Raw genomic sequence first — 19,469 nt, 5'->3', positions numbered from 1 at the left:
ATCCTCAATAATCCATTACAGCGAGTGACAGTGTCACGATTAGCCACGCTGGTCTATAGGAACCCAGTCTTGAGGCTCGGGCCCAATATAGTCTGCGCTTGGACGAATAATCCGATTATTAGCCCGCTGCTCAAATACATGTGCAGCCCAACCCGTTAAACGGCTCAGCACAAAAATTGGGGTAAAGAGTTTGGTTGGAATTCCCATAAAGTGATAGGCCGAAGCGTGGAAAAAATCGGCATTACAAAATAAATTTTTCTCGCGCTGCATCACAGCTTCCACTCGTTCAGAAACCGCATAAAGATGGCTATCGCCCACCTGCTCGGATAAGCGCTTAGCCCACTGCTTGATCAAGGCATTACGTGGATCGCATTCACGGTAAATCGCATGCCCAAAGCCCATGATGGTCTGCTTCTCCGCCAACATCCACAGCAGATGTTGCTCGGCTTGCTCTGCCGTCGTCCACGGCTCTATCATCGCCATTGCCGCTTCATTGGCTCCACCGTGTAGTGGCCCACGCAATGAACCAATCGCGGCCGTGATACAAGAATGCAGATCAGACAAGGTCGACGCGCACACGCGAGCAGTAAAGGTTGACGCATTAAACTCATGCTCAGCGTATAAAATTAGGGAACAATGCATAACTTGTTTAAACAACTCACTCGGCGCTTGATCGCTGAGCATTGCCAAAAAATAGCCACCGATAGAATCTTCATCGTATTGCTGAGTATCAACCCTGACTCCGTGATGACTGAAACGATACCAATAAGCAATGATGGCAGGAAAGAGAGCTAACATTCGCTCGGCACTGGCTAACTGCTGAGCAAACTCTTGCTCTGGTTCGATATTACCCAACATCGAGCAGCCAGTGCGTAAGACATCCATCGGATGAGCCGTCGCGGGGATCCGCTCTAAGACCTCGGTGAGCGCGGGAGGTAAACTTCGTAAATCCATCAAACGCGCTTTAAAGTTGTCTAACTCACGCTGAGTCGGTAAGTGCCCAATCAATAATAAGTGAGCCACTTCTTCAAATTGAGCATGGTTGGCTAAATCGGTAATGTCATAACCGCGGTAGGTCAAACCAGTACCGGTTTTACCCACCGTACACAGTGCCGTGCTGCCAGCACTTTGACCACGTAATCCCGCGCCTGCGGATGAGGGACAAGACATAATGATGAACTCCTTTTCGCATTAAGTTTGGTTGATTCAAGGTTGGAGGTTAAAGCGACAATCCTCTTGTCGCGATAAACCACCTCATTGTGCTTATCATTCCAGCGTAGAAAAGCTTAAGATTTGCCTTTTGAAAATAGCGTATCCAGCGTTTGCTCATAGGCGTGATAATCGAGATAGTGGTAAAGCTCCTGACGGGTTTGCATCCCGTCTAATAACGCCTGTTGATGCTCGTTGTCCAATAGGTGGCGGTAAACGGTTTCTGCAGCGTGGTTCATGGCACGAAACGCACTGAGAGGATACAAGGCCATGGCAACGTTAACTTCCGCCAATTGCGCTTTGCTATACAGTGGGGTTTGCCCGAACTCGGTCATATTGGCAAGAATCGGTACGTTTTTTCCGGTTGCCGATTGTAATGCCAAAGCGAGCTGTTGATATTGATCCAATTGCGTCATCGCTTCGGGAAACAACATATCGGCCCCCGCCTCAACATAAGCAATCGCTCTTTCAATGGCTTTGTCCATACCCTCGTTGGCCAGTGCATCAGTACGCGCCATGATCACAAAATCATCATCGTGACGAGCATCGACCGCAGCTTTGAGTCGGTCAACCATCTCCTGTTGGCTAACAATGGCTTTATTTGGACGATGGCCACAACGTTTTTGAGCCACTTGATCTTCCAAATGAACCGCCGCCGCCCCTGCTTTTTCCATTAGCTTGATCGTCCGAGCAATCGAAAACGCGCCGCCAAATCCGGTATCAATATCCACCAATAAGGGTAAATCACAAGCATTCGTGATCCGCTCAACATCGATCAGTACGTCATTTAATGCGGTGATGCCAAGATCCGGCAATCCATAGGATGCATTGGCGACGCCTGCGCCGGATAGATAAATAGCCTGATGGCCGATCTGTTTAGCCATCATCGCGCAATACGCATTAATCGTACCGACAATGGGCAAAGGTTGCTGCTGGTGAAGGGCAAGCTTAAATTTAGCTCCCGGACTGATGCTCATAAACACTCCTTAGTATGGCTGTCGAGCTGAATTTGCTGTTCAATTAAACGCCGGCGGTAAGCAATATGTCTACGCATCAACATCTCCGCCAACTCTTCATCACGGTGACGTATCGCCTGCAGAATAAATTTATGCTCTTCAAGGGCGGCAATCGGTCGAGAATGAGAACGAGGCGATTGATATCGATACATACGCAGCAAATGGTAAAGCTCATCGCACAGCAACCGAATCAATTGTGGGTTACGACTGGCTTGAATGATTCGATAGTGAAAGTCAAAATCACCGTATTGATGAAAATAGCCCGCCCCATCGACTTGTTCGATATGACGAGAATGCGTGATAAGTAGTTGCTCTAAGCTAGACAATTCGTCTTCGGTAATATGACGCGCCGCTAAACGAGCCGCCATTCCTTCCAACGCTTCTCTTACGCCGTACAGATCCACCAGCTTTTCTTGACAAAGCTTAATCACTCTGGCCCCAACATGAGGAATACGCTCGATTAAACCTAAGCCTTCAATCCGCATCAGCGCTTCACGTAAAGGCCCTCGACTGACCTGAAAATGTTTAGCTAACTCAGGCTCAGAGATTTTACTTCCAGGAGCAATGTCGCCAGAGACAATCGCCTCTATCAAAAACTCAGTTAAACTTTCCGATTTAGTATGTTCTTTTTCGTTATCTGCGTGTTTATTCACTTGGCTCTTCTACCTTGCATAAGTCATTACGCTGAGCTCATCAAGCTTATGGGTGGTTAATACGAACAACCTCAACTTGCTGATACCGCTTACCATAAACAACCAATTGTCGACAATCAAGTAAATCGACGACAATTTAGACTAAGGTCGCACAAAAAAACATCGCAATAACAATCAAAAAATCGAATAAAAACCTCTTATTTTAAGGGGAAGTTAACTGTTATTGATTATTACATCGCATTGTCGATTTATCCCAATGAAACATTGTCGACAATCAATGAGTCATACTTAAAGATGAACCCACGATTTCTTAGATCAGCAAACAGGGAAAATACAAAAAGCAATTGGCATATGCTAATTACTAGCGCACAATATTCACTTCTCACTCTTCTCTCACCACAATAGGAATATTGATATGATCTATGCCATTCCCAGCCAAGGTCAAAAACTCAGTCCCCATTTTTCCAAAGCATCCGAATTTTTATTGATTAACTCTGTGACCGAGCAGCAAAGTGTTGTCATCACTGAACCTCATGACCCAGCTCAACGCTGCGCTCAAAAAGCGGCGCTGCTTGAGCTGTTACGGCAACATAAAGTCGATGCTGTAATCGTAAAAAATATCGGTCAGGCGATGCTATCGACGCTATTTAAGCTAGGTATCAAAGTCTTCGCCTATCCAGCTCGCCGCTCATTGGCTCAGCTAACTCTTACTGAACTTCAGGAAATCACTGAGCTGGCTTACGCTCGTCCTTCGATTCATAAAAATCAGAAATCCTGCCAAACAAAGCAAGGTTGTCATTCTTCGCAGGCAAGGACTAAACTCAACCCAACAACGTTAAAAAAGTTACAGCGTATTTTTACGATTCACCGCTAACCCATACGAAACACAAAAGGAGTCATAAACATGGTGTACTTGATCGCTTTTGGCGTTTTTCTATTGATGGTGCTCTTAATGAGCATTGGCGTGATGGCTCGGCGAAAACCGATTCAAGGTAGTTGTGGCGGTCTAGCAAAGGTTGATATTGATAAAGTCTGTAATTGTAAGACACCGTGTCAAGATCACACTAAATCGACTCAAACCGACGAGCTGAAATAGCAAAAATAGCAAACTCAGCGTGAGCTAATCATCACGCTGAGTTGAGGTTAAATTTAGCGTACGCGAGTTAGCACCACGTTTTGATCCAACTCTTGATGCCACTGCGTGTAATCCAACCCTTTGTCAAAAATAAATTCTGTCACTAGTTGTCTAACACAGGCGATCAACGCTTCTGCACTCCATGGTTTATCAAAATAACGGTTGATGCCTGCGGTGTTTATCGCATTAATCGTATCAGAGTGGGTCGCTTGTCCAGTGAGTAAGACCTTTTTCGTGCCGATAAAACGAGGATCTTGTGTGATCTCGCTGAGTAGTTCAATCCCCGTTTTTCCTGGCATCACATGATCGGAAATAATCAGAGCAATAAACTCACCTTCAGCGTCTAATTCGTCCATCAATTGCAGTACTTCATTTGCTGATTCACAATCTTCTATCTGCAACCAACTCGCTAACGGTTGCAAGTCTTGCAACACCGCACTGAGCACTTCCCTTTGGTCATCGACACAAATAATATTAAGCTTCTCCATATCCATCCTCGACTGGTAGTTTTATCCTGAAAATCGTTTTCTCATGATTGCTTTTGACAACCGTAGTTCCGCCATAACTGGTCACGATACGCTTAACAATCGCCAACCCTAACCCAAGACCAAACGACAACCCCTCTTTTTTAGTGGTAAAACTGGGCTGAAATATTCTCCGCCGCGTGGCTTCATCAATTTCTGGCCCATTATTGGCAATGGTGATCAAAATGCGTTGTTTATCATAACGAGTATGGATATCTATTTCCGGATGCTCGGTTTGGAGCATCGCATCACAAGCATTTTTAATGATATTCACCCATACTTGTACCCATTCGGTCTGCGACCCCTTTAAGATTGGTAATCCGCCGGGACGCATCCGCACCGAGACTCGACGTAAATCACTTTGCAATAATGCTAATGCCCGATTTAGTGTGTCATTCAGATCCAACTGCTCATCAAAATGGATCTCGCTACGCCCTAATTGTTTAACCGATTTAACGATCCCAACCACATGTTTCGAGGCAACACGTAAATCGTGTAAATCACGCCCCATTTGCCAATAGCGAATCGCTAAATGTGGATTGGCCAGCCAATGAGCGGACAGTGTCTCCTCCGGTACTGCCCGAGCTAATTCACGAGCGAGATTTTTCGGCAATTGATAGCGCTGCGCAAAGTGTGCGCCACGTTCGCGCGCTTCACTCGACGACACTTTTTGCCCATACAGCAAACCAAAATCAAAAAACTGACTGGCTTCGGGATGCACTTCATGCAACAACTCGATAAATAAGCTTTCTAACCGTTCTGTTTTACTGCTTACCACGCCAATTGCGTTGTTCAATTCATGAGAAATACCAGCGGCTAACTGACCTAAGGTCGTCATTTGTTCCGCCATATGTAACCGCTCAAGCGCCTTTTCTTTGGCAACCGCTTCTTGCATTGCGCGTCGTTGACGACGCGAAAGCTCAGCCACAATCACGGGCATAAACTGGGTACTCAGCGGACCGAACTGTTGTGGATCAATCACTGGCGTATGTCGGTCAATCCAACCGAGCTCAACATCAGTTTGCGCAATCACTGTGGAAGACGCTATCCAATGACCAGAAAAAAAACTGTGTACACCGATAAAGGCACCCGCTGAGGCCGAAAAAATCGGAATCGCCTTCCCCTCTTTTTCTCTAAATTGACCGAGTAGCTCACCTGATTTTACGTAATAGAGGCGATCGTTATAGCCATTTTGCTTAAGAATTATCGAGCCACTGGGTAAACAGATGCAGCGCTGAGCATGAGTAAAATAACGCTCAACTAATACCTGCATCTGCGGATCCATGTTTTCCAGCATCATTAATTAACCAATGTGTCCAATAAAGTGTAAAAACCAAATCATCACAAAACTCATCAACACACCAACAATACCAAGGATAACGCCAACTCGTGCCATTTGATGACTTTGTACATGACCGGTCGCATGAGCGAGAGCATTAGGCGGAGTACTGATCGGCAGTGACATCCCTAGCGAAGCTGCAAAAGTAACGACGAGAATTAAAGTTAACTCACCGCCCAATGGGGTAAGCGATACCATAGAGGTACCCAATGCCGCCATAATTGGCATCAATAAGTTTGCTGTCGCGGTGTGCGACATAAAATTCGCCATCAATAAACATAAGAACGCCGCACCAAATAACACGACATAAGGCGAGTAATGATCAAAAGGAATGCTATTAACCACTAATTCCGCTAATCCTGTTTTATCAAGCGCTAAACCCAGCGCTATACCACCAGAGACTAACCACAACACATCCCAGGAGATTTTTTTCAAATCTTCTTTATTGATGATCCCTGTCACCGAGAACACCGCAACCGGAATTAACGCCACGGTATAAGAGTCCATGCCATGCGTCGATCCCATTAACCATAATAAAATGGTCAGTGTGAAGGTGAGATAAACCACCATCGCTTTCGGCGTTTTAAGAAATTTACCTTTAATACTTAATTCAATGGTTTTTTGTTCTGCTCGATACATAAATCCAATCAGCACCCAAGCCAGCGCCATTAATACGATCACAAAAGGCACACCAAAAGCCATCCATTCACCAAACGTGATTAAGTTATCGCCCACCAAATATTTTAAGGCAATTGCGTTCGGCGGCGTTCCAATGGGTGTTCCAATGCCACCTATATTAGCGGCAACCGGAATCGATAAGGCGAAAGCAATTCTGCCCGGATCCTTCGGGCCAAAAACGGCGATAACCGGCGTTAAAATCGAGAGCATCATGGCGGTGGTTGCGGTATTGGACATAAACATTGAGAAAATACCGGTGATCAGCATCAAACCTAACATCACAAATTTAGGATTTTGACCGAAAGGCTTGAGTAATACCCTTGCCAAGTTGACGTCTAAACGGTACTTAGTCGCCGCCATGGCTAAGAAAAACCCGCCGAGAAATAACATAATGATCGGACTAGCAAAAGTCGCCATGATGTCACTATGTTTTAATAACCCACCAAATTCCGGAAGATGCTGGTTACTTTTAAATAGCCACAAGCCTTTATCCGATAACATCAGTAGTTCTAAAACAATGATCACCACTGAAGTGGCATAAATCGGGATCGGTTCAAATACCCACAATAAGGCCGCTAACAGGAAAATCGCAATCACTCGCTGTTGAATAATGGTCAGCCCCTCAAAAGGAAACGCAGAGAGGGGTAAAAGGAGGATCAATAAGGGAATCGCTAACGGGACAATGTACTTAATATAGGGGCGTATCATAGTTACTCTTCCTGAGACAATGTGCATAAAAACCACGAATAATGGCCAGATCGCTTATCCACGACCCGTTGATAACTATTGTTAGTTAATAACTTTTGTTAGTTAATAACTCTTGTAAGTTAATAACTATTACAAATAGTTACAGTTCGAAGCCACCATGAATTATGCCTATACCTGAAAGAAATACTTAGGGGTAGATCAACGAATATCTATTAGTTTCAATCACTAGCGCGGAAAATCAGCAAAACCTCGTCCTGATCTCATCTTGTGAGGAAAAATTTTTTAGTCACCAGCTCTCTTTTTGATGATTTATTGACTATTTTTATAACTAGCAACACAGGTAATAAAAATAGTGATAAAATACACGATTAATTGAACCAAAGTCACAGATTATGGATATCTAACAAATCATCGTTGGATAATAAGTGCGCAAGGGAGTTGTGTTTGGTGCCAATCCAATCCACCCAATGTAAGGTAGCTTATTCATGTTTTTAAAAAATATGTCGATTAGCAAAAAATTAGCCAGCGGATTTGGGCTCATTGCTCTTATCAACATTTTATTTGCTTGGTTTTTACATACAGAACACCGTGAGATTAAAAATCAACTCATTAACTTTACCGAAGACACCTTCCCCGCTTTTGAAGCGGTCGATAATATTGGTGATAAACTGTCTTATTGGCGTCGCACTCAATTTGCTTCATTACTTTCTAGCGATCGCAGCGATATTACCAATCGACTCAATCAAAGCCGTCAATTTCAACAAGAAATCGAGGCGGAGTTAAAGAAATACGGGCAAGATATTTGGCCCGGTGAAGAAGAACGTATCTTCAGTCAACTGATGCGTCATTGGCAAAGCTACAATCAAACCATGGTTGAATTCAATCAGGCATTAGCAGCCAACGAGCAGATTAAAGCCTTGGATATTTTAAACCGTTCTAATCAAGATTTTCGTCAAATTGAAGCCAATATAGAAAAACTCGGCGCTATCCTTAATCAGGCTATGGACGGCAATAAAGACTACATCCTTAAAGCCGTCAATCGGATTGATGTGAGTTCGAGTATCATCAATATCGCGATCTTAGTTATTATGGCGCTGGTTACCTATTTTATAACGCAGATCATTTGCGGGCCATTAAAGTTAGTGGTCGCACAATCGAATGCAATTGCCAAAGGTGATTTATCACAAAAACTCAATCGACAAGCGATTGGCAATGACGAGCTCGGTGAGTTGGCCGATGCCTCGATGGTTATGCAAGACAATCTTCGTCAATTAATTGAAGAGACCATTTCAGCAGTGACCCAACTGAGCAGCGCAGTAGAAGAAATGTCACAAATTTCCTCTCAAGCAGCTCAGGGTATGCAAGAGCAGCAAGATCAAATCACACAAGTGGCAACGGCCATGAGTGAGATGAAGGCGGCTGTCGCTGATGTTGCCAGTAATACCGAAAACTCGGCGCAAGAAATTGATACCACCAATAAACAAGTTCAAGAAGGCGCGCGCGACAATAAACTGATGGTTAACGCTATCGGCCAAGTCGCAGAAATCATTACTCAAACGGGTCAAACGGTTTCTGAACTTGAACAACAATCCAATCAAATCAATATGATTGTCGATGTTATTCGTGGTATTGCCGATCAAACCAACTTACTTGCACTCAATGCAGCCATTGAAGCGGCCCGCGCTGGTGAATCTGGTCGAGGCTTTGCCGTGGTGGCCGATGAGGTTCGTACTCTTGCCGGACGTACACAAGATTCGACGGGTGAAATTACCTCTATTATCGAAAAACTGCAAAACATGGCCAAACAGGCCAAAGAAGGTACTGATCGCTCATGTTCAAGTATTGATAACTGCGTTGAACAAGGTAACCATTCACAACAACTCATGCACTCTATCGAGCAATCTATTGCTCAAGTGGCCGATATGGGGGCGCAAATTGCCAGCGCTTGTAGCCAACAAGACTCGGTGGCCGATGAGTTAACGCGTAATATAGAAAATATTCACCACGCCTCTCAAGAAGTGGCTCAAGGTGCCAATCAAACTGCACAAGCGTGTACCGAATTGGCACAACTATCGGTATCATTACAAAATTCGATGATGCGTTTCAAACTTCAGTAAAATACGTTATTCTAACAACCGTTTAGAATACTCTATAAAACGCCTACTCTCTAAACAGACAGTAGGCGTTTGTGTTGTTGGGGCGTCGTTTATCTTCGCGGACTTCCCTTCCGTTTGTTTTTTCAAACGCCCATCACAGATTAAACGCCTATTCTAACGCCTTATCAAAACACTCTGAGATTCTCGCTATACTGATTGTCATATGAAGTTAAGCGAAATTCGATTTTTAAATTTTATGCCCCCCGATTTGGAGACATTATGCATTTTAAAGCTACGCTACTTTCTATCGCTTTGGCGAGCACCTTACCTTCTTTTCTCAGCCATTCTGCTCCATTAGCGCTTGATACTACCGTCCCTTCTGCTGAGCAAATCGCGCAATCCAATGCTTGGCTCGAAATCAACCTAGGTCAATTTAAAACCAACATTGAACTATTTAAATCACACATTAACCCAAGCAGTAAAATTTGTGCAGTGATGAAAGCTGACGCTTACGGTAATGGCATCCGTGGTTTAATGCCGACGATCATCGAACAAAGCATTCCTTGTGTCGCCATCACCAGTAATGCTGAAGCCCGCGCGGTACGCGAAAGTGGCTTTCAAGGTCAACTGATGCGTGTTCGTTCTGCAACCATTAACGAAATTGCCGCTGTCGCCGAGCTGAACATTGAAGAGTTGATCGGCACCAAACAACAAGCGATGGATCTTGCTCAATTAGGTCAGCGTTTAGGTACGCCTATCAAAGCGCATTTAGCGTTAAATGATGGTGGTATGGGCCGTAATGGCGTTGATATGAGCCATGAAAAAGGGAAACAGGAAGCGCTCAGCATTACTCAGCAAAAAGGCTTACAAATTGTTGGGATCATGACACATTTTCCCAATTATAATCCGGATGATATTCGTGCCAAATTAGCCACCTTTAACCAACATGCTAATTGGCTGGTTGAGCAAGGGCCATTGAAACGCGAAGAGGTTCAGTTTCACGTTGCTAACTCATATACGGCGCTCAATGTACCCGAAGCTCAATTGGACATGGTTCGTCCTGGTGGCGTGTTGTATGGCGATTTACCAACCAATCCAGAATACCTCCCTATTGTCTCATTTAAAACTCGCATCGCGTCACTGCATCACCTACCAACAGGTAAAACCGTAGGTTATGACAGCACTCATATCACCGACAGTGACACCGTATTGGCCAATTTGCCAGTGGGTTATTCTGATGGCTATCCACGAAAAATGGGCAATAAAGCGCAAGTGCTGATCAATGGTCAGTGGGCAAACGTAGTCGGAGTTACCTCAATGAATACCACCATGGTTGACGTCTCTACTATTAAAGGCGTTAAACCTGGACAAGAGGTAGTACTGTTTGGAGCTCAAGGCAAAAAACAAATCAGTGTCGACGATATTGAAACGCATAGCGATCTTATCTTCCCTGAGCTTTACACCATATGGGGCACGGCTAATCCGCGTTTTTACGTTAAGTAGTGGAGTTAAACCTATCTTATCTACTTGTCAGGCCAGTGAGTCTTTGAGGCGTTGATCCTTTTCTAGATTCACTCAACTACCAGTCCCCTTATTTCTATCGATAAGGGGACGATTACGCTCAGCGACCATGATGAAACTTGCCAACAAATGTTGTTTAGACGTTTGTAGCAAAAGAAAATTCATATCCTGTTACCATTGCCATTTGTTTTATTTCAGGCAGAATAACCCTTCTTTAGGCTGACCTCGATCGCCTCACGCTATCCTAGCGAATTCCAGCAATAACGGACTGTCTGTCCAATATATCGCTGGGAAACCTTTTAGATTACCCACTTCAAGTAAAAGAGTATATGACCCAGAAATCACCCGTTCTTTTTGCGGTAGGTTGCCTACTGATCGCAATGATGGCTATACAATCAGGCTCCTCAATCGCTAAACAACTGTTTCCTATCGTCGGTCCTGGTGGAACGGTTGCCCTGCGCGTGAGTATCTCTGCTTGTATTTTATTGCTCATTTTTCGCCCGTGGCGATTATCGTTAAGCCTTGCGCAGTGGCGATCGATGATCATCTACGGAGCAAGTTTAGGCGGAATGCAAATCTTATTTTACTTTGCTATCGAACGTATTCCATTAGGGATTGGTGTCGCTTTAGAATTTACTGGCCCACTACTCCTCGCGCTATTTTCTTCAAAACGTAAGCTCGATTTGGTTTGGGTTGCTTTGGCGATATCTGGTATGGCGTTGTTACTGCCCGATATGCGGGGAGTTGATGCCCTCGATCCCATTGGGGTTGCGCTCGCATTGGCTGCTGGCGGTTGCTGGGCTGGGTATATTTGGTTTGGGCAACGAGCTGGTACGGTTGGTTCCGGTGGCATGACAGTCGCTATCGGTATGACCGTCGCGGCGCTGTTTATTTTCCCGATTGGCGCTTATAGCGCATCATCCACGATCTTTACTTGGTCAATACTACCGATGGCGATTACCGTCGCGATTCTATCTAGTGCATTGCCTTACAGTTTGGAAATGATGGCGTTAAACCGCCTATCTACCCAGCATTTCAGTGTACTAATGAGTCTAGAACCCGCCGTCGCCGCCATGGCAGGATTTATGATTTTAGATGAAAGATTAGCGCTATCACAATGGTTCGCTATCGGTATGATCATCAGTGCATCAATGGGCAGCACCTTAAGTGCTCAACGTAGGAAGACCGTCACTTCGTAACCCCTCAACAAAGAGAGAGCGTATTTATTTTGTTAATACACTCTCTCCTTTTTTGAAACTCAAAACGAACTCAACAGAGTCTACAAACGCTGACCAATTTTTACTGAGCCGTTAGTTTGAAACCATAATGCTTGCGCACGACGGCGGCCAATTAAAATCGGACCATCGTCGTAGAATAAAAAGTTCTTCCAATGGTTTTTAAACACCGACCATTTGGTTTCAATCACATTGTATTTCTCATAACAAAAATAAACCGTTACATCATCTTGCCAATCAATGTGTTCCAGTATCGCTGCTGGTAAAGCAGGATCATCACTTTCCCATGCTTCCATCCATGAGATGTCTTGCTGCCAACTCGCGGCTTTCTTGGGCCAGTCTTGCGAGCTAAAACGCTCAGCATCTGGACTTTGCGCACTGATGTTTTCTTTCCAAAACTGAGCTGAGCGTGACGGGCTCATCGGTTTTATCTGTGCTTGATCACTCTCGGACACGGGCATTGATTGATGCGTGAAAATCCATTTTCTTGAATACTGTTCCAAAGGCAAATACGACATGAGATGTCCTTAGACGTTAAACCAGCGCATGCTGGTAATAAATAAAATGAGATACCTAAATAAACGGCGAATGAAAAGTGACTTATCGATTGATTGAAGTACTGGCTTGCCAGTTTGGATTAATCAACGAAACCAGCACATGATCCTGCCATTGACCATTAATTAATAAATAATCTTTGGCTAACCCTTCTCGGATAAAGCCAACTCGCTCAAGTACCGCAGCACTGCGATGATTCGTTGGCATATAAGCCGCCATAATACGATGCATATTTTGTTGTTTAAACAAAGATTCACAGGCCATATGAAGTGCCCGAGTCATAATATAACGCCCTTGGGCAGACTCGGCTAACGAGTAGCCAACGTGACAAGCATAAAAGGGAAAACGCGTGACGTTACTGAACGAAATCGTGCCAACAATTTGTTGACTATTCACCTCAATGATTAAGCAATAGTATCCGAGAGCTAAACGATGCAACTCTTCCAGTTTGATTAATCTCTGCTGCCAACCGGTAACTTCAAAAAAAGCCGCTTCGCGTTGAGGCTCCCACGGTTTTAAATAATCACGATTAGTCACAAAATAATCAGCCAGTGCTTTAGCATCCGCTAATTGAGCACTGCGTACAAGAATCTCCCCATCACTGACCAACATCGCTGTTGTTCCCTTAGCCATTAACGTTTCCTAATCCCATAATCACGTAACTTATTGGCTATTGAGGTATGTGAAACATTCAAACGTTTAGCGAGTTTTCGACTGGATGGAAACGACTGGTAAAGCTTGTCTAAAATTTGTGATTCATAGTCTTTCATAATGTCATCAAGCGAGCCATCAAGGTTTACCGTCGATAAACTCAAGCCGCTACTGTCTACCGCTGGCAAATGGAAATAATCGACCTGCAATTGTTCGCCATCCATTTCTGTCAACGCACGCAACACCATATTGTCTAACTGGCGTATGTTACCTGGCCATGGATATTGCATTAACTGATCCACTAAACCTTCGGCGTATTGCGGCTTCACCATGCCTAATTTATGGCTGTGTTTGGTTACAAAGAGCTCCAAAAGCGGTTGAATATCGCTAGGACGCTCGCGCAGTGCTGGAATACGCAAGGTTAATACATTCAGTCGATAGAACAGATCTTCCCGGAACGTGCCTGAATCAGCCAATTCGGCCAAATTATGGCGAGTAGAGGCAATCACTCGGACATCGATATGAATTTCATGCTCTTCGCCAACTCGACGAAAGGTTCCGTCTTGTAAGAAGCGCAACAATTTGATCTGTAGATGAGGGCTCATTTCGCCAATTTCATCTAAAAATACCGTACCACCGTTCGCTTGTTCAAAAATCCCTTTATGCCCTTGTTGATGATTAAAAGAGCCCGGAGCATGCCCAAAAAGCTCCGTTTCTGCGACATCATCCGGCATAGAGGCACAGCTTAACACTAAAAAGGGAGCGGTAGAGCGGTGAGAACGGTGATGACAAGCTCGAGCGAGCATCTCTTTTCCGGTCCCCGTTTCACCTTCAATTAATAACGGCTGATCGAGCATAGCTAATTTTTTAGCATGATTTATCAATGCCTTATGGCGATTAGATACACCAACAAAATGCTCAAAACCTAGTGAATTGTGTATCGATAATCGATCGTGGCCATGTACTGTGGTGACCTTAGAACGTAAGATCATCATCGAGCTCGCTAACGTGGCATCATGGGCTGAATTACCAATATAAACTGGCATTAGCTCCATGGTATAGTCTAGCCCGTCAATCACAACCGCTTCACGAATCGGCGCTTTACTGCCATCGACCCAACGTGAAAAATTAAACAGCGGTAACACTTGAGAAATGGGCGTTCCGATCACTTCCTCACTGGGCTTATTCAAGAGTGCTAAGGCACTTTGATTGGCCATATCGACAAAGCCTTTTAAATCAATCGCTAATACGGCATCGGGTAGATTATTGAGCAAGGAAATCAGTTCAGTATTATGACGTTCCATCGGCATAAACTGAATTTTACGAACATCTTTGACGCCAGAAATACGGCGAATTTCCGCCATTAATTCACTGAAAGTATCAAAATCAATATCTGGGCAATTAAGATAAATAATGCCTATCACATCAATTTCGATACCTCGCAAATCGATTTTTTTTGAAGCGAGGATCTCAAGAAGCTCTCGGGTTAAGCCGAGTCTATCTTCACAAATGACTTCTAGACGCACTGAATGTTATCCTAAGCAGAAAGTGTCACGAAAAGTTGACAGTAGTTTCTATCAACCTCAGCACAGCGTCAAGTGATTCTCGTTAAATCCTCTGGCTTGCCCCAATACTTTCTGTAACCAAGCCAACAATGCGCTTCATAAAGCGAATTATTGGCTTACCAAAGCAGTAATTTTTGCCACGATTTGTTTACGTATTGCACTCAACTTAACCACTCGATTCTTTTGCCACGGTAATGGCCTAAGTAGCGAAATGGCTTTTAGACCTAAACGAGCGGTCAGTAGCCCAACTCCGAGCCCTTGACCTGCACGAGCAGAGAGTTTTTTAGTCAGATCCATCGATAACAGATCCATACTGGCATCAATGGCCAATTCACTCGCTCCTGCGACCGCCATGTTGACTAATACGGCTTTAAATAGCTGTAAACGAGACCAATAACCAAGCTCAATGCCATACACGTCTGCTAAACGATCAATCATCGTAAAATTACGCCAAGCGATCAATAACATATCCACTAAGGCTAAAGGACTGATCGCCACCAATACGGCGGCTTCAGTGGCATAGCGTGAGACGATTTGAGTGGCCTGTTTATCTTGTTCATTGACCACCATCGCATCATATAACTCGATGATTTCAGCATCGCTGTGGCTATTATCAATACTCTTCAACCAGCGTTGATAAGCACTACTATGCAAATTAGTGTGACTTTTATTGGCTAGCATCGTACAAAAAGCTTGTCCTTGCCCTAGCCCATCTTGCTGGATCAATTGCTCGGCTTGCTCTTGCACAGAAAAATGCTGACGTAAGCGACGCAGTGTCCACAGCTCCTTCCCTAAACGCCCAATACCCAAGCTCGCTAAGAGCATCAACAAAATAACCCAAGCCAGATCAAGCCAGTTAGCCGATTGGATCGCGGTATAAATACTCTCTATTGCTTGCCAACCGAGTAAGGTAGAAAAAGCAATCAATAGACTCACTACCATCCATTTTTTCTTCCGCTTAGGACGAATGACTTGTTCAAGCTGGCTCTCTAATTCGGTTTCCGGCGCTATGCTTGACTCGGTAATAAACCGCTGCTGATCATTAAAGGTCGCAGATGCAGCGATGACTGGTTCAGGCTCGGTTTGCTTGAGTGGTTGATTAAAAATTTGCTGATTTTTTAAATCCGTCATGTCAATTTATCCCCAATCAAGATCTCTAATGCTTTATCCATCCGAATGTGCTGACAAGGTTGATCATCGAGACTCGGCATAGGACGAAAAGCAATAAACTTAAACTTATGATGCTGCCAATAGTCAGGATGAGGCAGTTTTTTCGGGACATCTCCGGGGTATAGAGTGATCGGTTGCCCTTGCACATCGATCCCTTGAATAGCCGAAATTTTTTGATGATGACTCTCAACATAGCCCGATTGAGTCGCTCGAATCGACGCAAGACTGATACAACGCATCTCAATATTTTCGTAAGCGGCATGTTGCCAAGCCGGATGAATCATCTGCTGCAGCAATGACACCATATTCGGATGCTGATCAGGCGTCACATGATCGGCTTTGGTGGCCGCAAAAAGCACTTTATCGATCTTCGGTGAAAATAAACGGCTGAGTAAGCCACTGCGACCATAACGAAAACTGTGCATAATCTGTTCTAGCGCACAACGCATATCCAAAAACGCTTCATGACCCGCATTTAAAGGCGATAAACAATCGACCAAAACAATTTGCCGATCAAACGTAGCAAAGTGTTGTTTATAAAACGCCTTAACGACCTTATTTTGATACTCTTGATAGCGTGAGAGCAGTAATCCTAACATCGAGTTTTTTGCAGGTTTATTTTGTGGATCAACATGACGACAAGGAAAAAACTGCAACACCGGCGCTCCCGCAAGTTCTCCTGGTAATACAAAACGTCCCGGTTGAACCCAATGCAAACCATGCAACTTGCATTGATGAAGATAATCAGTATAAAGCGCAGCAATCTCGGCCAATTGCGCTTCATTCGCTTCTTGTTCAAGATCAAGCTTATCTATCGCGTTTAACCAAGGTTTCGCTAACTCTGCACGTTGACCATGTAACGCATTAAACTGCTGAGCCGACCAAGTATAAAAATCCAAATTTAACAGTGGTAAATCCAACAACCATTCACCAGGGTAATCAATAATATCCAGATACAAGGTTGCCGTGCTGCCCAGTAATTTTTTACTGCGTTTATGCGGGCGATATTTAATCGCTAAACGAATTTCACTGACATCGCGGGTAGGTACTGGCCAGTTTGGCGGATCAGCATGAAGCTGCTCCATCGCCTGATCGTAACTGAAACGAGGCACCATAAGATTACGTTGTGGGATACGCTTAGCACCAATAATCCGTTTATCACGCGCCGCGGCTAACAAAGGTAACTGATCATGCGTGGCCGTATGCAGCAGTTGATTCACTAACGAACTAATGAACGCAGTTTTACCTGCTCGCGATAAACCAGTGACCGCAAGACGAACATGGGCGTCTAAACCTCGGTGCAGAAGTGCACTCATCTCTTGACTGATTCGCTGCATAGCTTGTGGGTTCCCTCAGTAAATGTTGCCATTTTAGATCAAGATAATTAATCGTCTTCAATCAGTTTGTAAATGACAAATAAGCTTATTTGTAGCAAAACAAACAGAACACAACTAGTAATAACATATTTACTGTAAAAAATAGAAAGACCATGAAAAATCAGGTCATAACTTAATAACGCGGCTAATACGATAGCAACGACGATTTGTAGCAATCGAATAAAACGTGGCATGGTTTCTCCTCTGAAACTCTATTAACAATACTGGTTATCGGTTATTTCTCATCCTGAACTACTTTTTAAATCGCACTGATAGTCCGTTTGTCAATGGCGATTGTTCCTCGATAGTCACAACAAGATATGCATAGACCAGATAAAGAAAAGGTGTAGCGTTATGCTACACCTAATAGTCACTTGAGCTCAATTTGCTCACACATTTATTTAGCTCTGCTGAGTAGCTTCAGCAATTTTGACTCGCCAAGTATCCGGACCAATCTGATGAGCGTTGGCTCCGGTCGAATCCACTGCAACCGTGACTGGCATATCTTCCACTTCAAACTCATAGATAGCTTCCATACCGAGATCTTCAAAAGCGACAACGCGCGCTTTCTTAATCGCTTTAGCAACAAGATACGCCGCGCCGCCAACGGCCATTAAATAGACTGCTTTATTTTTCTTTATCGATTCAACGGTCGCTGGGCCACGTTCGGCTTTACCAATCATGCCCATCACGCCCACCTCTTCAAGCATCATATCGGTAAATTTATCCATGCGAGTTGAGGTTGTCGGTCCCGCAGGCCCTACGACTTCATCGCCAACCGCATCAACAGGGCCAACGTAGTAGATGAATTTATCTCTTAAATCAACGCCTTCAGGAAGTTTCTCTCCGTTTTGTAGCATAGTTTGTAGGCGTTTATGCGCCGCATCACGTCCGGTTAAAATTTTACCCGACAGCAATACGGTTTCACCGGTTTTCCATTGCTGAGTCTCTTCACGAGTCACCGTATCTAAATTCACTCGACGGGTATTCGCGCCCGCTTCCCAAGTAATTTGTGGCCAATCTTCAAGCTTAGGTGGGGTGAGTTCTGCAGGGCCACGGCCATCTAATGTAAAATGCACATGGCGAGTTGCTGCGCAGTTAGGGATCAAACACACTGGCTTAGAAGCCGCGTGGGTCGGTGCCGACTTAATTTTCACATCAACCACCGTAGTTAAACCGCCTAACCCTTGAGCACCGATACCGAGTTTATTGACTCGATTGAAGATATCTAAACGTAGCTCTTCTTCAGCATTTTGTGGGCCACGCGCAATAAGATCTTGAATATCAATATGTTCCATCAAAGATTCTTTGGCCAGCACTGCCGCTTTTTCTGCCGTGCCACCAATACCAATGCCGAGCATACCCGGTGGGCACCAGCCGGCTCCCATGGTCGGTAACGTTTTTTCCACCCACTCTGCAATATCATCAGAAGGGTTAAGCATTGCCATTTTGGTTTTGTTTTCACTGCCGCCCCCTTTGGCGGCAATTTGGATTTCTACTTTATCACCGGGGACCATATTAATGTGCACTACGGCAGGGGTATTGTCCTTGGTATTGATCCGTTTGCCCGCAGGATCCATCAGTACTGACGCTCGTAAAGGGTTATCTGGGTTGGTGTAAGCTTGACGAACCCCCTCGTCCACCATCTGCTGTACGGTCATATCGGTAGAATCCCATTGCACAGCCATACCGATATTAACGAAACAAGTGACGATACCGGTATCTTGACAAATAGGACGGTGACCCTCTGCTGACATACGCGAGTTAATTAAGATTTGCGCAATCGCATCTTTAGCGGCTTGGCTCTCTTCACGATGGTAGGCTTGTTCTAGCGCTTGGACAAAATCAAGGGGATGGTAGTAAGAGATGTATTGTAATGCGTCAGCGACACTGCTGATCACATCTTGTTGGCGAATTACCGTCATTGCATGCCTCATTATTGTTATGTGTTCACTAGCTGAAACCGAAAGCACAAGGTAAAGTCAGTAAAGCCAAAGGGCAACAAACGACTGAATTAAGCGCTACGATCAAGAAACAG

18 protein-coding genes are annotated in these 19,469 nt (G+C 44.5%); 5 read left to right on the top strand and 13 right to left on the bottom strand.

The genetic code is table 11. From position 1 onward, the window contains the following. Window positions 1-39 precede the first annotated feature (39 nt). The 3 genes from prpC to FKN88_RS01730 form a co-directional block, all read right to left on the bottom strand. Complete coding sequence (prpC, locus tag FKN88_RS01740) at window positions 40-1,170, bottom strand: 2-methylcitrate synthase (protein WP_306687154.1); 1,131 nt, start codon at window positions 1,168-1,170, stop codon at window positions 40-42. Between the two features lie 116 nt (window positions 1,171-1,286). Further along, entirely contained in the window at window positions 1,287-2,186 is a 900-nt protein-coding gene (gene prpB / locus FKN88_RS01735; RefSeq protein ID WP_306687153.1) for a methylisocitrate lyase, read from the bottom strand. After that, complete coding sequence (locus FKN88_RS01730; RefSeq protein WP_306687152.1) at window positions 2,183-2,878, bottom strand: GntR family transcriptional regulator; 696 nt, start codon at window positions 2,876-2,878, stop codon at window positions 2,183-2,185. The genes prpB and FKN88_RS01730 overlap by 4 nt, the downstream gene beginning before the upstream one ends. Before the next feature lie 415 nt (window positions 2,879-3,293). On the opposite strand from FKN88_RS01730, the gene FKN88_RS01725 reads away from it, so the two are divergent. Then, entirely contained in the window at window positions 3,294-3,752 is a 459-nt protein-coding gene (locus tag FKN88_RS01725; RefSeq protein WP_306687151.1) for a NifB/NifX family molybdenum-iron cluster-binding protein, read from the top strand. 30 nt (window positions 3,753-3,782) lie between these two features. Continuing rightward, window positions 3,783-3,974 (top strand): (Na+)-NQR maturation NqrM, encoded by a 192-nt coding sequence (nqrM, locus tag FKN88_RS01720; RefSeq protein WP_161425768.1) that lies wholly within the window; start codon window positions 3,783-3,785, stop codon window positions 3,972-3,974. 53 nt (window positions 3,975-4,027) lie between these two features. Here the strand turns inward: nqrM and FKN88_RS01715 are convergent, their stop codons facing one another. The 3 genes from FKN88_RS01715 to FKN88_RS01705 are packed head-to-tail and all read right to left on the bottom strand — an operon-like array spanning window position 4,028 to window position 7,259. Beyond that, the gene (locus FKN88_RS01715; protein WP_154168276.1) at window positions 4,028-4,501 is read right to left on the bottom strand and encodes a response regulator; all 474 of its coding nucleotides are present in this window, start codon (window positions 4,499-4,501) and stop codon (window positions 4,028-4,030) included. After that, window positions 4,488-5,810, bottom strand: a complete 1,323-nt coding sequence (locus FKN88_RS01710) for an ATP-binding protein (protein ID WP_154170653.1) — start codon at window positions 5,808-5,810, stop codon at window positions 4,488-4,490. Before FKN88_RS01710 ends, FKN88_RS01715 begins: the two co-directional genes overlap by 14 nt. 30 nt (window positions 5,811-5,840) lie before the next feature. Beyond that, window positions 5,841-7,259, bottom strand: coding sequence for a DASS family sodium-coupled anion symporter (locus tag FKN88_RS01705; protein ID WP_170905962.1), 1,419 nt, complete (start codon window positions 7,257-7,259; stop codon window positions 5,841-5,843). Between the two features lie 488 nt (window positions 7,260-7,747). Here FKN88_RS01705 and FKN88_RS01700 point away from each other — a divergent pair, with 488 nt between their 5' ends. From FKN88_RS01700 to FKN88_RS01690, 3 genes are all read left to right on the top strand, one after another. Continuing rightward, window positions 7,748-9,379: a methyl-accepting chemotaxis protein gene (locus FKN88_RS01700; RefSeq protein ID WP_306687150.1), complete on the top strand. Its 1,632-nt coding sequence runs from the start codon at window positions 7,748-7,750 to the stop codon at window positions 9,377-9,379. Between the two features lie 258 nt (window positions 9,380-9,637). Beyond that, complete coding sequence (alr, locus tag FKN88_RS01695; RefSeq protein ID WP_306687149.1) at window positions 9,638-10,861, top strand: alanine racemase; 1,224 nt, start codon at window positions 9,638-9,640, stop codon at window positions 10,859-10,861. Between the two features lie 347 nt (window positions 10,862-11,208). Continuing rightward, window positions 11,209-12,078: a DMT family transporter gene (locus FKN88_RS01690; RefSeq protein WP_004395331.1), complete on the top strand. Its 870-nt coding sequence runs from the start codon at window positions 11,209-11,211 to the stop codon at window positions 12,076-12,078. 80 nt (window positions 12,079-12,158) lie between these two features. Here FKN88_RS01690 and FKN88_RS01685 read toward each other — a convergent pair whose 3' ends face one another. The 7 genes from FKN88_RS01685 to FKN88_RS01655 all read right to left on the bottom strand — a co-directional run bounded on the left by FKN88_RS01685 (window position 12,159) and on the right by FKN88_RS01655 (window position 19,356). After that, window positions 12,159-12,632, bottom strand: coding sequence for a DUF2947 domain-containing protein (locus FKN88_RS01685; protein WP_040904328.1), 474 nt, complete (start codon window positions 12,630-12,632; stop codon window positions 12,159-12,161). A gap of 82 nt (window positions 12,633-12,714) precedes the next feature. Then, the gene (rimJ, locus tag FKN88_RS01680) at window positions 12,715-13,302 is read right to left on the bottom strand and encodes a ribosomal protein S5-alanine N-acetyltransferase (protein ID WP_040904330.1); all 588 of its coding nucleotides are present in this window, start codon (window positions 13,300-13,302) and stop codon (window positions 12,715-12,717) included. Continuing rightward, complete coding sequence (gene tyrR, locus FKN88_RS01675) at window positions 13,302-14,846, bottom strand: transcriptional regulator TyrR (protein ID WP_004395334.1); 1,545 nt, start codon at window positions 14,844-14,846, stop codon at window positions 13,302-13,304. The genes rimJ and tyrR overlap by 1 nt, the downstream gene beginning before the upstream one ends. Window positions 14,847-14,993: 147 nt before the next feature. Then, complete coding sequence (locus FKN88_RS01670) at window positions 14,994-16,016, bottom strand: YcjF family protein (protein WP_306687148.1); 1,023 nt, start codon at window positions 16,014-16,016, stop codon at window positions 14,994-14,996. Continuing rightward, window positions 16,013-17,392 carry a YcjX family protein gene (locus tag FKN88_RS01665; protein WP_306687147.1) on the bottom strand — a complete coding sequence of 460 codons (1,380 nt, stop codon included), beginning with the start codon at window positions 17,390-17,392 and terminating at the stop codon, window positions 16,013-16,015. Before FKN88_RS01665 ends, FKN88_RS01670 begins: the two co-directional genes overlap by 4 nt. 47 nt (window positions 17,393-17,439) lie before the next feature. After that, complete coding sequence (locus FKN88_RS01660; protein WP_040904331.1) at window positions 17,440-17,625, bottom strand: hypothetical protein; 186 nt, start codon at window positions 17,623-17,625, stop codon at window positions 17,440-17,442. Between the two features lie 207 nt (window positions 17,626-17,832). Next, complete coding sequence (locus FKN88_RS01655) at window positions 17,833-19,356, bottom strand: fumarate hydratase (RefSeq protein ID WP_158143921.1); 1,524 nt, start codon at window positions 19,354-19,356, stop codon at window positions 17,833-17,835. Window positions 19,357-19,469 lie beyond the last annotated feature (113 nt).

The sequence above is a fragment of the Vibrio sp. 2017_1457_13 genome (genome assembly GCF_030851525.1).
GTDB classification, from domain to species: Bacteria; Pseudomonadota; Gammaproteobacteria; order Enterobacterales; family Vibrionaceae; genus Vibrio; species Vibrio metschnikovii.
Note: the sequence above shows the minus strand (reverse complement) of the source record. Positions and strands in the feature narration are given on the sequence as shown.

Excerpts from the sequence above, each read along its gene's own strand:
- prpC (WP_306687154.1), bottom strand. The coding sequence starts at position 1,170 with ATGTCTTGTCCCTCATCCGCAGGCGCGGGATTACGTGGTCAAAGTGCT.
- prpB (WP_306687153.1), bottom strand. The coding sequence starts at position 2,186 with ATGAGCATCAGTCCGGGAGCTAAATTTAAGCTTGCCCTTCACCAGCAG.
- FKN88_RS01725 (WP_306687151.1), top strand. The coding sequence starts at position 3,294 with ATGATCTATGCCATTCCCAGCCAAGGTCAAAAACTCAGTCCCCATTTT.
- nqrM (WP_161425768.1), top strand. The coding sequence starts at position 3,783 with ATGGTGTACTTGATCGCTTTTGGCGTTTTTCTATTGATGGTGCTCTTA.
- FKN88_RS01715 (WP_154168276.1), bottom strand. The coding sequence starts at position 4,501 with ATGGAGAAGCTTAATATTATTTGTGTCGATGACCAAAGGGAAGTGCTC.
- FKN88_RS01710 (WP_154170653.1), bottom strand. The coding sequence starts at position 5,810 with ATGCAGGTATTAGTTGAGCGTTATTTTACTCATGCTCAGCGCTGCATC.
- FKN88_RS01700 (WP_306687150.1), top strand. The coding sequence starts at position 7,748 with ATGTTTTTAAAAAATATGTCGATTAGCAAAAAATTAGCCAGCGGATTT.
- alr (WP_306687149.1), top strand. The coding sequence starts at position 9,638 with ATGCATTTTAAAGCTACGCTACTTTCTATCGCTTTGGCGAGCACCTTA.
- FKN88_RS01690 (WP_004395331.1), top strand. The coding sequence starts at position 11,209 with ATGACCCAGAAATCACCCGTTCTTTTTGCGGTAGGTTGCCTACTGATC.
- FKN88_RS01685 (WP_040904328.1), bottom strand. The coding sequence starts at position 12,632 with ATGTCGTATTTGCCTTTGGAACAGTATTCAAGAAAATGGATTTTCACG.
- rimJ (WP_040904330.1), bottom strand. The coding sequence starts at position 13,302 with ATGGCTAAGGGAACAACAGCGATGTTGGTCAGTGATGGGGAGATTCTT.
- FKN88_RS01670 (WP_306687148.1), bottom strand. The coding sequence starts at position 16,016 with ATGACGGATTTAAAAAATCAGCAAATTTTTAATCAACCACTCAAGCAA.
- FKN88_RS01665 (WP_306687147.1), bottom strand. The coding sequence starts at position 17,392 with ATGCAGCGAATCAGTCAAGAGATGAGTGCACTTCTGCACCGAGGTTTA.
- FKN88_RS01660 (WP_040904331.1), bottom strand. The coding sequence starts at position 17,625 with ATGCCACGTTTTATTCGATTGCTACAAATCGTCGTTGCTATCGTATTA.
- FKN88_RS01655 (WP_158143921.1), bottom strand. The coding sequence starts at position 19,356 with ATGACGGTAATTCGCCAACAAGATGTGATCAGCAGTGTCGCTGACGCA.